21 protein-coding genes are annotated in these 13136 nt (G+C 32.0%); 1 reads left to right on the forward strand and 20 read right to left on the reverse strand.

The features are described from left to right. Positions 1-22 precede the first annotated feature (22 nt). Together GN277_RS12795 and GN277_RS12800 are read right to left on the reverse strand one after the other, a co-directional pair. The gene (locus GN277_RS12795; RefSeq protein ID WP_159751392.1) at positions 23-418 is read right to left on the reverse strand and encodes a hypothetical protein; all 396 of its coding nucleotides are present in this window, start codon (positions 416-418) and stop codon (positions 23-25) included. Then, a complete protein-coding gene (locus GN277_RS12800; RefSeq protein ID WP_159751393.1) occupies positions 381-2096 on the reverse strand; it encodes a Helicase associated domain protein in 1716 nt (571 codons plus the stop codon). Before GN277_RS12800 ends, GN277_RS12795 begins: the two co-directional genes overlap by 38 nt. A gap of 305 nt (positions 2097-2401) precedes the next feature. Here GN277_RS12800 and GN277_RS12805 point away from each other — a divergent pair, with 305 nt between their 5' ends. Beyond that, positions 2402-3037: a DUF4062 domain-containing protein gene (locus GN277_RS12805; RefSeq protein WP_244324700.1), complete on the forward strand. Its 636-nt coding sequence runs from the start codon at positions 2402-2404 to the stop codon at positions 3035-3037. A gap of 87 nt (positions 3038-3124) precedes the next feature. Here GN277_RS12805 and GN277_RS12810 read toward each other — a convergent pair whose 3' ends face one another. The 18 genes from GN277_RS12810 to GN277_RS12895 form a co-directional block, all read right to left on the reverse strand. Further along, on the reverse strand, positions 3125-3286 hold the full coding sequence (locus tag GN277_RS12810; protein WP_159751394.1) for a hypothetical protein: 162 nt from the start codon (positions 3284-3286) through the stop codon (positions 3125-3127). A gap of 111 nt (positions 3287-3397) precedes the next feature. Then, on the reverse strand, positions 3398-4096 hold the full coding sequence (locus GN277_RS12815) for a hypothetical protein (protein ID WP_159751395.1): 699 nt from the start codon (positions 4094-4096) through the stop codon (positions 3398-3400). A gap of 32 nt (positions 4097-4128) precedes the next feature. Further along, a complete protein-coding gene (locus GN277_RS12820; protein WP_159751396.1) occupies positions 4129-4536 on the reverse strand; it encodes a ParB N-terminal domain-containing protein in 408 nt (135 codons plus the stop codon). A gap of 36 nt (positions 4537-4572) precedes the next feature. After that, positions 4573-4878 carry a hypothetical protein gene (locus GN277_RS12825; RefSeq protein ID WP_159751397.1) on the reverse strand — a complete coding sequence of 102 codons (306 nt, stop codon included), beginning with the start codon at positions 4876-4878 and terminating at the stop codon, positions 4573-4575. Between the two features lie 18 nt (positions 4879-4896). Then, positions 4897-5328, reverse strand: a complete 432-nt coding sequence (locus tag GN277_RS12830; protein ID WP_159751398.1) for a hypothetical protein — start codon at positions 5326-5328, stop codon at positions 4897-4899. 31 nt (positions 5329-5359) lie between these two features. After that, a complete protein-coding gene (locus tag GN277_RS12835; protein ID WP_159751399.1) occupies positions 5360-5692 on the reverse strand; it encodes a hypothetical protein in 333 nt (110 codons plus the stop codon). Between the two features lie 181 nt (positions 5693-5873). Beyond that, positions 5874-6299 (reverse strand): hypothetical protein, encoded by a 426-nt coding sequence (locus tag GN277_RS12840; protein ID WP_159751400.1) that lies wholly within the window; start codon positions 6297-6299, stop codon positions 5874-5876. Continuing rightward, on the reverse strand, positions 6269-6625 hold the full coding sequence (locus GN277_RS12845) for a hypothetical protein (protein ID WP_159751401.1): 357 nt from the start codon (positions 6623-6625) through the stop codon (positions 6269-6271). Before GN277_RS12845 ends, GN277_RS12840 begins: the two co-directional genes overlap by 31 nt. Before the next feature lie 204 nt (positions 6626-6829). After that, positions 6830-7168, reverse strand: a complete 339-nt coding sequence (locus tag GN277_RS12850) for a hypothetical protein (RefSeq protein WP_159751402.1) — start codon at positions 7166-7168, stop codon at positions 6830-6832. A 26-nt stretch (positions 7169-7194) separates the two neighbouring features. Beyond that, positions 7195-7566: a hypothetical protein gene (locus GN277_RS12855; protein ID WP_159751403.1), complete on the reverse strand. Its 372-nt coding sequence runs from the start codon at positions 7564-7566 to the stop codon at positions 7195-7197. Between the two features lie 14 nt (positions 7567-7580). Next, entirely contained in the window at positions 7581-7751 is a 171-nt protein-coding gene (locus tag GN277_RS12860) for a hypothetical protein (RefSeq protein ID WP_159751404.1), read from the reverse strand. A gap of 28 nt (positions 7752-7779) precedes the next feature. Continuing rightward, positions 7780-8199 carry a hypothetical protein gene (locus GN277_RS12865; RefSeq protein WP_159751405.1) on the reverse strand — a complete coding sequence of 140 codons (420 nt, stop codon included), beginning with the start codon at positions 8197-8199 and terminating at the stop codon, positions 7780-7782. A gap of 101 nt (positions 8200-8300) precedes the next feature. Then, a complete protein-coding gene (locus GN277_RS31200; RefSeq protein WP_322101257.1) occupies positions 8301-8699 on the reverse strand; it encodes a cold-shock protein in 399 nt (132 codons plus the stop codon). A 157-nt stretch (positions 8700-8856) separates the two neighbouring features. Next, the gene (locus GN277_RS12875) at positions 8857-9168 is read right to left on the reverse strand and encodes a hypothetical protein (protein ID WP_159751406.1); all 312 of its coding nucleotides are present in this window, start codon (positions 9166-9168) and stop codon (positions 8857-8859) included. 89 nt (positions 9169-9257) lie between these two features. After that, positions 9258-9866 (reverse strand): hypothetical protein, encoded by a 609-nt coding sequence (locus tag GN277_RS12880; RefSeq protein WP_159751407.1) that lies wholly within the window; start codon positions 9864-9866, stop codon positions 9258-9260. 158 nt (positions 9867-10024) lie between these two features. Next, positions 10025-11101, reverse strand: coding sequence for a hypothetical protein (locus GN277_RS12885; protein ID WP_159751408.1), 1077 nt, complete (start codon positions 11099-11101; stop codon positions 10025-10027). After that, entirely contained in the window at positions 11094-11351 is a 258-nt protein-coding gene (locus GN277_RS12890; protein ID WP_159751409.1) for a hypothetical protein, read from the reverse strand. The genes GN277_RS12885 and GN277_RS12890 overlap by 8 nt, the downstream gene beginning before the upstream one ends. Before the next feature lie 1155 nt (positions 11352-12506). Continuing rightward, positions 12507-13067 carry a Uma2 family endonuclease gene (locus GN277_RS12895; protein ID WP_159751410.1) on the reverse strand — a complete coding sequence of 187 codons (561 nt, stop codon included), beginning with the start codon at positions 13065-13067 and terminating at the stop codon, positions 12507-12509. Positions 13068-13136: the final 69 nt, after the last annotated feature.

The raw sequence follows: 13136 nt of genomic DNA on the forward strand, positions 1-13136 counted from the left end.
AGCGTCTTCTTTTCATTTTCAGTCAACCTATTTTTTCTATATTTATTTTTTGGGAACTATTCCAACTATCCAAATTAAATCCGTCTTCTGTTTTGTAATCTTTAGGAATACTAAAACTATTATTTATTTTTATATATCTTTCGTAATGTTTACAACCCAAAAGAAAATAATTCTGTGTTGGATTCCACACAAATCCATCTATTGATTCAATAGCCTCTTTTTCCCATTTTGGATATTCCCCTTCCATTTTTCTTTTATTATCCCTTTGTCTATTAAGAAAACATGCTAAGTTCTTTTCATATTTATCTTTTGACATTGAATTTGGCAATCTTTTGTTCTCTTGAACAAATAATTTAATATCATTAACTTTCGACAAAAAATTATACTCTTTCACATCCCATACAAATCCTTTCTTCAAGTTGAACAATTCTATTTTTTTCTAACTTCCCATTTTTGAATTCTGACCTTTTGTTCCTCACCCAATACCCCGTATGAAAACCATCCTCTTCATCCACATACGCTTCTGGCACTAACACATCTCCATTATGTTCTTTCACATACTTATCAAAATGTCTTAAACCATTTTCCCATTCATACAAAAGTGTATCCCAAATAAATCCTATTTCATCCAATTGTTTTATTCGTTCATCAGTAAGCGCACCTCTTAGTTTTCCCTTTTTTACCATTCTCACATTGCTCACCCAATTATACAAAGCGACACTTATATCATCAACCATTTCAGTATGATCTCTTGGCACTAAACAATCCCCTTCTCTCTCCCTATATTGCTTCAATGCTCTGATATACAAATCCCAATTTCCCTCTAATCGTCCCTCAATCCCAGCAAACATTTCTTTGATTTCCAACACTTGCTCCAGTACAAAGAACGTATCAATATCCTCAAATCCAGTATCATCGAAATTAGGATCTTTTTCTTTCTCTCTTGCAATAGCATTTTTAATTTCATTCAGTAATTCCATACCCTGTCTAACAGCCGAAAAATTATTAACAGCGTCAATGATTACAGGCGTATTTGTATTATTAGCTTCAATAGCTCGTCCTATCTGTTGATGCCATACAATGCTACTTTTGGTTGGACGCAGCAATATCACACCTGAAATATTTTCAAGATGCAAACCTTCATTTAACATAGCTATGCTAAACAGGAGTTTCAAAGAATGACTCTCATCATCACAAAATGCCCTATATTCAGCATCCTTATTCTCATAATCTGAATACACTTCATAAGCATGAATATCTTTAAATCCTGCCGTTCTAAACCATCCAATCACAGTATCCTTTATTTCAGCAAGATGAGTTTTATTCTTGCAAAACACAATATATTTCCCTTCCCGATTCTTTATATGCTTATTCAATATGATTGGCATACCATAAGATTTTTCTATCTGTGAACGCATAGTATTAATTTTCTTATAATATTCTTTCTTTTCTTCCTTACTGTTTGTAGCATTTTCTACCTTTTTTCGCAGCCTTTCTAATTCATCGTCCAGTGTATATAATGCGCCGACATATTTCGGAAGTGGCACGATTTTCTTTGCAATACTCTCCGATAAGGGCAAATCATTCGCACAATTCCCCTCAAATAATTCATCAATAGTATTTACGCCATCTGACCTAACAGGGGTCGCACTTGTGCCGAAAATAATTGATTCTGGATGTGTGTCAATTAATTTTCTTACTTTCTTTCCCCATACCTTACTTATATCATGGTGGTATTCGTCTAAAGAAATCAAACTATAATCCATAGCAGCAATATCTTCATCCGACATTCTGATTAATCTCTGGTATAGAACCACATCCGCATTCTGAATACTATACTTTTCAAAAAGTCCCTGTATCTGGTCACCAATATATGTAGACGGAACTAACACAAGTTTCTTATAATCGCTATAATCTTCAAATAATTTAGCAATCAAATAAGATTTTCCAGTGCCAGTCGCATGACTAATAGCAATTTTCTTTTTACCTTCTGCAATTTGTAATTTTATCTTCTCATATGCCTCCTGATTATGTGGCAATAAATCTACTTTCATAACTTCATACTCTCCCCTTTCGTATCTCTTATCATCACTCATCTTCTTCATTTAGCTCCTATATCCGTTCACAAAATTTCTTACCCACATCCTAATAACTTCTCCAATCCCATCCACCTAACAACTCCATACCCTCCCAATCTACCCCTCAAAATCATGCCTTAAAACGCTATATACCCCTAACACATAGGACAATTTTTGTATCACTTGAAAGAGTGATTTCATTGGTTTTCTCTGTTGATATAATGTTCCATCTAATAACATTTTCTCTTTTTCTAATACTCAATTTTTTTTACAGACAAAATATGGTACAATTTGTTTATCATCTACAAAAAGAGGGAACTATCATGAATAAAAAGTTACAAGTTTTTGTTTCATCTACATATACTGATCTTATCGAAGAACGTCAGGCTGCCGTACAAGCCGTATTAGAAGCTGGACATATTCCTGCTGGCATGGAATTATTTAAAGCAGGAAATTTATCACAGTTGGAAACAATAAAAAAGTGGATTAACGATTCTGACGTTTATATGCTTATTCTAGGTGGGCGCTATGGATCAATTGAATCTATATCAGGGAAAAGCTATACACAATTAGAATATGAATATGCTTTATCACAAAATATCCCTGTTTTTTCAGTAATACTTACAGATTCATTTCTTCTTCATAAAACTTCTTTATTAGGTAAAATGGTATATGAACAGGAAAATCCGCATTTATATGATGAATTCAAAAACCACGTAATGTCTAAAATCATTAAATTTGTTGACGATGAAAAAGATATTAAAATTTCTATTTTTGCAACAATCCAGGAATTTATAAATGATTATCAATTAGATGGTTGGATACGTGGAGATTATGATTATGAAGATTTAAAAACTCAATTTTCTAATTTGCAAGCAAGGTATAATTCCCTTTCTAAAACATGCAATAAACAACGTAGTATAATTAACAAAATAAATGCATTAGTAAATATGGTTTAGAATATGTAATAAGCCTGCTAATTCATCCACAATCCCCGTGCCTTTGATTCCTCAAACTCAAAGGCACTATCATAATCACCCACCACCTCACTTACGCCCATTCACCCAATCACTAAATTCCACAATCTCAGCCTTGCCACTACCATTAATCAACTTCACTTTATACCGCTTAAATTCTTCCAAATCCCATGTTTCATCCTCTGATACATCATTAACAGTCAAATCCGTTTGTTCAGCTTCTATTGTCATATAGAAAAATGAAATTTTTTTATCTCATAAATTTTATCAATTGCTTTCAAATATTTAATTTTTGAATTATTAATATCCGTTTCCCTCCTACATGTACTTCTCCAAAATCAATCAAATTCCCCACATAACTTTCAACTGATTTAAGCATTGCATAGCTTCTATATTTCCACCTTCATCTGGATGTACACTCTTTGCTAATGTCTTATAGCATTGTTTGTAAAAATCCTTACCATCTTTCTCAGATGCTTTTTGTCTTTTATTTAATTCATTTAATCGTCTGTTAAATTCTTCTACTTCTTCATGATGTGCTTTCTTCCATAACATAATAAAGTCATTTTTATATTTTTCTGGCACTTTACTCATTATGAAACTCCATGAATCCAAGGGTGATTCATCACTATAAACACTTGTGGTTACAAATACTTGCTTACGTCCTTCAATCTCCACATAAAATATACAATCTCTACTTAACCCTATTCTATCTCTTTCCACAAACTCATACTTTAATTCACATGGAATATCTAATGCTTCAAACAAAGAACTACGCCTACGCATCAGTGTTTCTCTTTCAGTTTTTAAAGAAGAAATTTCTTTGTCGATCTCATTCATCCGATTATCAAACTCTATAATCTTCTGTTCTGGTGTGATTGATTCTTTTTCTTTTGGCTTTGGATTCTTTACCATCCGATAGGCTTTGTCTATGGATAATTCCTTTTCTCTAACCTTTTGTTTTATCTCCTCGTTGTCAGATTGCATAATTTTATCCAACTTATTATATGTACCTTCTGAAACACCTGTTGCTTTAGCCATTTCCTTCCTGGTATTAACTTTTGACAGATTTGTCAAGCCCTTACCACCAGATGATTGATTCTCTTTTGCTTTTCTCTGAAAAAATCTTTAAATTTCTGAACTATCTCATATCGCTCTGTTTCGGTTAGATTCCTACGTCCAAGCTGTTGCTCTAACATCCATTGTTTAACATCTTCTCTTGTCTCCAATTCGGTCATAATTTTGTAGTCCTGCCAATAATGCCATTTGATACTATTCTTTTTCAGTATCTTGTAACGGTTATGCCCATCTATGATAATCCATTCGCCTGTATCTGGTTCCTCCCATATCTTGATGGGATCTAACATCCCATACTGCAAAATGCTTTTTTCAAGTTTTTCTAATTCTTCTGGTGTTAAAACAGGTAATAAATCTTCAAACTCTTCATCTATCGTTAAATCTTTTATATCTACATATGCCATATATTTTTAGTTCTCCTTATGTATTCTCTTACTCTCCTAAATAACAATCATCTCAACTTCTTCACAATATTCCAACAAATCCTCATATGTTATTTCTATAAACGTATCTTTCTTAACAGGATAATTTACTTTGTCAAAAAACGTGAATATTAAACATTCCTTTATGCTTTCATCAATAATACTTCCACTTATACATTTACTATTGCTAAAGGAATCTTTCATACTCATATTCCTACAATCAAAATTATCTGTACACCATATACCATGAAAGAAATCAATTTTTTTCTTGCTCCATAATTCATCATCGTTATATACACGATATACTTTTCTCGTTTTTATCATTTCGTGATTCTCCTTTACTCAATCAAACTTCTCAACATTATTATCTTTCTTATTCAAAAATGGAAAATACAGATCAGAGAATATATATGTAATTCCATTATTATCTGTTTGTATCATGTAAGAAACTGTACAATATGTTTCTGTTGGAGATGAAAATATCCTAATGCTTTTTCTGTTTATTTTCATTTTCTTCTTGTTAAAATACTCACAGATATTTTCTACATCTTTCCCAATTTTCTGTAATTTACAAAAAGCGTGTTCACTGACCATATAGCAATTATCATCAAAAACATTCATACAGATATTATTTCCATCATCATCATAAACATTTTCAAGCAAATCATCTTTATACAATGATAAGTCAGATATAATACTATCAACGTAATTTTCGATTGGTATTGTTCCATCCATAAAGTCAATAGGTGCTACCTCATATACATATTTAAACACTCTTCTTTTTCTCCTTCTTCATTTTCTATATTTACACGCTCAAATCATGTAACTTTTTTGCACTGTTATAATACTTTTCATAATCTTCAAGTCCAGGAAATTTCTCTGCAAGTTCCACTATAAATATAGATTTTTCATATTCAGTACCATAACCATGTTCCTCGTACAAATAATCTGCATATTGTTGAATTTTTACATCTAAAGGTATTTCTCTGTTTTGTTTTTTCTTTTTAATAGTAATCGTTTTTACTGGATTCATAGGGAAGGTATCTACATCAACAGATTTATCTTCTGATAGCAAATCACTTTCTATTGGCATATCAAGTATTTCTTCTACAGAGAAATCATTATCTTCTATATCCATTGCAACAGGTTTTCCCCAATCATCATCAGAAGTAATTTTGTTTTTATTCGATTTTTATTTTCATAAATAGGTATATCAAATCCATATTCTTTGAACACACTCAAATCAAGATAATCAATATTATCATTAGGAAAATCTTTAAATGACTCATTGTATCTGATACATTCTTTATATAGTTTTTCTACTTCTTCAAGGGAATTATATTTTTAGAACCATGTAGAAAATTATTATATTTGAGTTTTACTGATGTTCTATTAAAATGAAATGGCTTAATTGGATGATTAGGAACTGTCGAGAGATATTGTATTCCTTCTTGTATCACTAATTCTTTATCATAATATCTTCCATACACATTACCTACTCTATGAAAAGTTTCATCAGCTTTTCTAGCTTTTGAACGGAATGTATATAGTAGTTCTAATTCTTCTAATTTATACAAGTATTCATTTACCGTGTTTTTGCTAAAGTTCCAATTAAGCACCATATCATCTTGTGTCATGTGCCATGATTTACTGTTTTTGTTAATAGTTCCGATTATATTTACAAAGAAACGCAATACGTTAAATCCGTATGCTCCTAAAGAGGAAAATATTTTTGTATTTCCCATAAATGAACAATTATAAAATTATTTTTCTTAGTATCTACACGACAAGATTTACTGTTAATTATGTAATTATTACGGTTCTGATCCAATATAGAAACATCTTCTTCCTTTTTTAAACCCTCAAAACCTTTCTTGATACCTTTAATAAGGTTTTTATCAATTTGACTATCAATAAATTTTCCAGTAAGAAAATATCCTATAGCATCAACAGATATAAATAAATTTTCGTTTTTATCATTTTGTAGATAATTTAAAATCAAAAATACTGCAATTTCTTCACCTGTGTATTGTGGTTGTAAATCCTTTCGTATTCCAATATCAACATCCACTAAAAACAATCACTCCTATCTGTAAAAAATTATTTAAAAACTATATATTCTCAACTCAATGTTATATTGAGGTGAGAATTGGTTATATTATAGTAAAGGTTATATTATAGTAGTAGCTGATTTCCGTCTTATTTTAGTAGGCAAATTTTCAAGTGACCTGACAATTTTTCCCTAATCTAAGACGGAATAGTACTTTTATCTTTTTCAATTCATTCCACAACATCCAAAGTCGATGGATATTCCACATTTCAAAATTACAAATATCATCTGTTGATCGTATTCGTCTGTTTCATCATAGCAAGCCAAAATATCATCATATAAAACGGACAAATTATTGTATGTTATATCCTGCTTATTATCCCATTCCAACGTAAATCCTTTATCATCTGTTTTAAATGTCCTATCAGTCGCAACATACATTCTCCCGATTATATGACTTGTAGCAGTATTACTTATGTATGCTTCAACTATATATTCTTTGTTTCTATTCAAAAATTCACCCAATGTCTTAATGACCTTTTCTTTTACATCAATAAATCCCATAATATCATTCTCCTTTTCAGTTCATACTAAATACTTAAAAAACCAAGTTCCATAACTGTACCATTCCTAAATGCAATCTCCAAAACATCCGCTAAAATATCATCTTTTGTTTCTCCTGTCCTAGCAGTAGTTTCACACCTTGTAACTTCTTCATATCTTATTGTCACATCGTTAGGAATCAGTGATACTAACGGTGACGCATAGTTACTTATAATCAATTCTGTCTTTGTAGAATCTTCCACTATCTCATATATCTCTGAAGCAATATGGAAATTACAGATTGCTTTCCTGTTATTTGAATCCAATGATACGGTTACTGTCAATTCCTTTTCTTCATGTTCCCCAAAGAAATCATCTACTGTTTGTTTAATTGTTTCTCTTGTCAATTCATTTTTCATAAATTTCAACTCCCTTATTTTCCTTTTTTTCTTGAATACATATTCTTTGGTTGTTTTATAAAAATATTCTCCTTCTGAAGAATGTCTTTTACACTTTTTCTGTAAAATCTTCTTTCCTTTAAGCTATATTCTCTAAAGGCGATATACCTAATTGCAGATATACCGCCTAAAATATCATTTCTCAAAATAACTACCTTATCTCTAAGACTTATCCTAAGCCATGAATCCGATTGAAACCACGTTCCTATTTCCGTCTAAATAATCATCTTCAGGGAACATATAGAGATTGATTAACCGCTCAGATGGAAATTCAAACCAATCCTCAAAATCCTGTACATCCTCAATCGCCTCAATCTTTGACAGGTCTATGTACATGGAACTGTTGACTTCACACGGATAAAGCGGTTTCCCATCTTCTGATTGTCCTATTGGATTCCTTTCAGTGTTTGAAAAACAAAGTAATGGCGTGGTTTTCAGTAATTCACAATTCGTGAAATACATATCGCTAAATTCAACGTCCATGTGCTTGCTGCTTTCCTCTTCATCGAGATTTCCACTGTTCAAATGAAGCTGAAAACCTCTTTTTGTTTTGTTGTGTTTTGATAATGCTACTAAGAATTCTTTTAATTCCATTTTCGTTTATCCTCCATATTCTGATATTTTTATTATAGAGAGTCAGCTTTCACCAACTCTCAGCTATTCTATATAACTACTTCTCCAAATGTGAAGAAATCTTATGCTACTTCTTCACTTGTAGAAAAACCTGCATATAAAGCCAAATCTAGGAAAGACATGCCTTGTTCATCTGACTGGATCACATTCTTTCCATCTACTACGAGATACTTCTTGGCACCATGGGAATCCTTTATCGTTTTTATATGCAATCCTTCATCTTTCAAGGCATCCTTTACCATCTGCATTGTAAGAATAGGCACGACATTGACCGCTATTTCTCTGCCATCCTTGAGCGTTTCAACCTCAAAATCCACAATGTCATTTTCTTCCAGATAACGGTAGCCATCCATTTTAATGCCTGTATAGTGGACAAAATAATCCTTGGCATTTGATGAAATGAACCCCCAGCCCTTAGTTTTGTCGAAAAATTTTGTCATTGCTTTCATAATTTCTTTCATAATTTCTTTCTCCTTTTCTTTCATGTAATTTTTGCTTTTTTATATGACAGGCAGCATTTATAAGGGATACTGCCTTGTAATATATTTCTATTTCCATCAAATTGTTTTTTGCAATCCAACATTTAGCATGTTGTTTTGTGATATCTTCAACCTCTTTCTATTCCGAAATATCAACGCTTGTCATACAGAAAGCAAAATTAAGCGTGTATGTACCATCATATTTCTCAATGTTTTCAATGGAATCCTCATCAATGCATATGGAAGCTGTCACTCTGTTTTCTTCGTCTCTGGACACAAGATATAGTTCTGAACAATCGTCCTCCTCTAATTCAAGTGTAGCCTTTTGCATGTTGATGGAAATCCCATAGTGATCCATTGGAGAGACATTGATATATTTTCCTTTAAATGCAGCTACTAATTCTTTTACTGTTACTTCTCTTGTTTCTGTTGCTTCCGTTGTGTTCATCATTTTCTTTAATCTCCTTTGGTTTTTATTTTTGTGAGTGGATATTGCTTTATGCTTTATATCCACTCATTATTTACTTCTACAAATTGTTACTACATAAATAGCAAATCTCCTGTAGATTTTTTCTTTTCAATACTCCTATTTGTACTTGCCAATATACGTTCTCTCATAGTCATTTGCTTTTCGGATTCTTTTGTAACATTCCATACAGGAATAACTACTGCATTCAAATACTCCGCTAAAAGTTTCATATCTGATTCTTTCAAGGCATCCACGCCATTCTTAAAACGTGATAATTCACTTTCGCTTATTCCTGCATTTACAGCGATTGACTTCAACATTAACCCTCGATCCATAGTCTCAATCAGCTTGTCTCTTACTGAATTGCTATCATAGGATATATTTTCTTTATTCTTCTTTTGTTGAATTGGACTGTTTGACTCTTTCTCTTCAAGTATTTTCAATGCCTTTTCCAAAAGATAAAACGAATCGGCATGGTTATCAAGAATCCCCTTTTTCACATATTTTGCCTTTGTAAGTTTAGTCAGTTTTTTATATACAGTCATTCTTGTGCCTAATTCTGTATGTTTATTTAACAACTCTGTGATTGTCATTGAATGGTATTGATCTGTACACTCACTATCATACAAACACTTCAAAATATTAAATTCTAAACGGTTTAAATCAAATGTATGTCCCATATAGTAACCTTCACTTTCTTCTCTATTTAGTCTGTATAGTGGATAATTGAATATCCACTATACATTTCTCTACTGCTTATTACATAACTGCTAAAAATCAATATCCAACATTATTTTAAGCAATAAGGTAAAAGTATATTATTTACAATATAACTGGATTATTCCAGTTCACATAACAAATCTAAGCTGACCTTTCTTCGTCTACTTGTAGATTTCTTTGTCTCAATCTGAGACTCAAATTCCAATTCTTCCAGATCATCAAGTAACGAAGATGTATTTTTCTTTTTAAGTCTTTCCTTTTGTTCTTCCATAGCTTTCTTTCCCATATTCACAATATATTCTGTAGGGAATCCCAGACCTGATGCACAAACAATATTCACATTCCCATTATTACCAGTAAAAATATTTTCAGGTGTTCCAACTGCTTTTACAATTTCTTTTTCATCCATGTGATTCTCTTTCTGGTTAATAATTCCAATATGTGTAACAATTCCGGTATTACTAATAGGAAGGAATATGTTTTTTGCAGTTAGAGCATTTATCATATCTTGTGTAGACACCTTTTTCCCTCTATTCGATTCTTGCACATCCGCCTTATAGTCTGAACGCATAGCAATTACAAATGCGCCATTATCCGATAACATCTTCAATTTTTCGGAATCATCAAAATTTGAAATACTTGATGTAGAATCATCCGTAAAAAAAGCATCCAACATATTTACCAGATTATAATTAATTTTATTCAAATCTGAATCACAGGCTTCATTACTTACAAAAATGATTGCTCCCATTTCTGGTATCTCCATTAACTCTTTCGCCGTATTATAGGCATTTAATCTTTTCTGGATAGGTTCATCTTCCCTTGGCATCATAAGACATGCACATTTAATCTTATCTGGACATTTTTCACAAAGGATATTTGCTATATGCGTAATACATCCACTTCCAGTAGTCCCCCCACCTGTAGCAAGAAGCAAAACAACCTTTTCTTCAATATCTAATACCTTTTTTATAATATCTTTATTCTTTTTTAATGCTTCAAACGCAAGTTTTCTATCACCTGCTAATCCGTCATATCCTTCTAGCACTAACACATTTTTTGCGTCAGGAAGCGTTTTATTGTCCTGCCCTGATCCATTAATCAGATATGAGGAATAATTTTTCTGTTGGAAATCATATCCGACCCTTTCACCGCCCAAACCAAGTCCTACTACAAATACATCATCCTTAATCATTGTTTTTTCCTCCACTTTCTACAATTTTGATTCCTTTATCAAGCAAATAAAAAGTATCTGCATTGATATCCTTACATCCTTTTTCTACATATCCATATTTACATAAATTCATCATTCTTCGATATGTTGTTGGTCTTGAATTACCCGCAATATGCATTATTTCTTTTAATGTCGCACTCTTAAAATGACTTATACAATTTCTCTTCCTCAAAAAACTTAAAATTATATAATCTACTCTTGTCAGTTCCATTTAATTCTCCTTTCTTGTGATATTCCAGTAAGTTACATACAATTTAGGTATCCTTTCCCTGTTATCAACATATATTCTCATTTGTAGATAGCAGTTCACCCAAATTAAAAAAATTATAGGCTTTTCAGCCTTTTGCAATTAGGATGTATCATATTCTTCTACATTAGGAACTACTTTCTTCCTTATAAAAGAACATGCTCCACTTACCACTCTTTTACTACTTCTCCGTTTTTCTTCCATCGAAATCCTCCTTGTGAAATTTTCACTCTACATCCGATACCCTTAGATCCATTTCTCCAAAAAGCGTAAACTAAGTAATGCTTCATCGTGTTTGATGAAACGGCACTTTCAATATGGTAGTTATTTCTATGGAAATTTTTGCAGAAACGCTTATATCGCTTGAAAATCAGTGAAAGATATGTGATAATACAAACGTGGAGCGTTTCTGCTCGTTTATGTATTAGACCTGTCCGATGGTGCGCCAACACCGTTTGAGGATAGGTCTTTTTGTTTCCTTGATTGCTATTATATATCGAATATATGTTCTTGTCAATAAGAAAATCGAATGTTTGTTCTGGTTTTTATTGGGAATTTTATATCTAATGTGATATCATAAAATGACTTGAACCAAAGTATGATATATGGTATGGTAGAAGTGTATTAGAGGATAAAATTGTATTTATTTTAGTACAATTTTAGGAAAGAGAAAAAAACAGGGTGAAAAGGGTTATTGTCAGAATATTCAGATAAATACCTGCAAAAATGAGTCTGGAAAGCCTTGATTTTAGCGGGTTCTGAGAGCATACGGTAGAAATGAGATAAACCCGTTGTAGGGGATTGCTACTTAGGTTCTCCTTCGTCAGGTTCTCCTTCACAAGGTGTGTAGAAATGAGGGAAACCCATTTAAGGCATTAAAACAGCTACTCAATCATTATGGAAGAAATTCTTCCTTGAGTAGCTACTTTTAAGAACTTTATAGAAATAAATTTGATATTTGTACCTAAATATAAAAAACCAGACCTCAATTCAGGACTGGCTTATTTTCATTACTTTATATAATTTTTAGTAGTGCAATTAATTTTGTGTCTATGTCTTTTCCTTTATTATGGTAATATCATTATCTATTGATATCCTCATGAAAACTCTGATAGACCCCTAATTAACACTGATTTCTGAAAAGTCAATTTCAAAATCATCATAAATTCCCGCCTTGACCTTATCAGAAAAAGTATATTCCTCTAATGAATCCCGTTGGAAATCATATACCATAATCCTATTCTTTTCAAAATCTACAATCCAATATTCCTTAACTCCTGCCGTGCTATATTTAAGCAGCTTCTTATAATAATCCATTGGTCGGCTTGTAGGTGATACAATTTCAATAATCCAATCTGGTGATCCCTTGCAACCTTCTGACGTGATTTTGTCTTTATCACATATAACAGAAATATCCGGTTCAAGGTAAATATCCTTCTCTGCATTTAAAAATACTGCAAAAGGAGAAGGGAATACTTCACAATCACCTTTTTTTCTTCCTATATAATCCCTTATTCTATAAGATATTTCCATTACTAATCGCTGATGTATCATACTGGGAGTAGCCATATAATATATCTGTCCGTCAATCAATTCTGCCCTCTCCCCGTCTGGCAGAGCATATATATCATCTATTGTATAGGTTTCTTTGTAAGTCTCTTCTTTTCTTACTACATTCATCTGCTACACCTCCGATCTTGGTTAATATTATAAGGGACTAGGACAGAGAATACAACTCATTTATTGATT

Source organism: Sporofaciens musculi (assembly GCF_009830285.1).
Taxonomy (GTDB): domain Bacteria; phylum Bacillota; class Clostridia; order Lachnospirales; family Lachnospiraceae; genus Sporofaciens; species Sporofaciens musculi.

What these genes read in the sequence shown, in the direction of transcription:
- GN277_RS12810 (WP_159751394.1), bottom strand. Translation starts at nt 3,286, where the DNA reads ATGACAATAGAAGCTGAACAAACGGATTTGACTGTTAATGATGTATCA.
- GN277_RS12885 (WP_159751408.1), bottom strand. Translation starts at nt 11,101, where the DNA reads ATGATTAAGGATGATGTATTTGTAGTAGGACTTGGTTTGGGCGGTGAA.
- GN277_RS12815 (WP_159751395.1), bottom strand. Translation starts at nt 4,096, where the DNA reads ATGGCTAAAGCAACAGGTGTTTCAGAAGGTACATATAATAAGTTGGAT.
- GN277_RS12805 (WP_244324700.1), top strand. Translation starts at nt 2,402, where the DNA reads ATGAATAAAAAGTTACAAGTTTTTGTTTCATCTACATATACTGATCTT.
- GN277_RS12875 (WP_159751406.1), bottom strand. Translation starts at nt 9,168, where the DNA reads ATGATGAACACAACGGAAGCAACAGAAACAAGAGAAGTAACAGTAAAA.
- GN277_RS12855 (WP_159751403.1), bottom strand. Translation starts at nt 7,566, where the DNA reads ATGAAAAATGAATTGACAAGAGAAACAATTAAACAAACAGTAGATGAT.
- GN277_RS12825 (WP_159751397.1), bottom strand. Translation starts at nt 4,878, where the DNA reads ATGATAAAAACGAGAAAAGTATATCGTGTATATAACGATGATGAATTA.
- GN277_RS12890 (WP_159751409.1), bottom strand. Translation starts at nt 11,351, where the DNA reads ATGGAACTGACAAGAGTAGATTATATAATTTTAAGTTTTTTGAGGAAG.
- GN277_RS12840 (WP_159751400.1), bottom strand. Translation starts at nt 6,299, where the DNA reads ATGGGAAATACAAAAATATTTTCCTCTTTAGGAGCATACGGATTTAAC.
- GN277_RS12850 (WP_159751402.1), bottom strand. Translation starts at nt 7,168, where the DNA reads ATGGGATTTATTGATGTAAAAGAAAAGGTCATTAAGACATTGGGTGAA.
- GN277_RS12865 (WP_159751405.1), bottom strand. Translation starts at nt 8,199, where the DNA reads ATGGAATTAAAAGAATTCTTAGTAGCATTATCAAAACACAACAAAACA.
- GN277_RS12835 (WP_159751399.1), bottom strand. Translation starts at nt 5,692, where the DNA reads ATGGATATAGAAGATAATGATTTCTCTGTAGAAGAAATACTTGATATG.
- GN277_RS12880 (WP_159751407.1), bottom strand. Translation starts at nt 9,866, where the DNA reads ATGGGACATACATTTGATTTAAACCGTTTAGAATTTAATATTTTGAAG.
- GN277_RS31200 (WP_322101257.1), bottom strand. Translation starts at nt 8,699, where the DNA reads ATGAAAGAAATTATGAAAGCAATGACAAAATTTTTCGACAAAACTAAG.
- GN277_RS12820 (WP_159751396.1), bottom strand. Translation starts at nt 4,536, where the DNA reads ATGGCATATGTAGATATAAAAGATTTAACGATAGATGAAGAGTTTGAA.
- GN277_RS12895 (WP_159751410.1), bottom strand. Translation starts at nt 13,067, where the DNA reads ATGAATGTAGTAAGAAAAGAAGAGACTTACAAAGAAACCTATACAATA.
- GN277_RS12800 (WP_159751393.1), bottom strand. Translation starts at nt 2,096, where the DNA reads ATGAGTGATGATAAGAGATACGAAAGGGGAGAGTATGAAGTTATGAAA.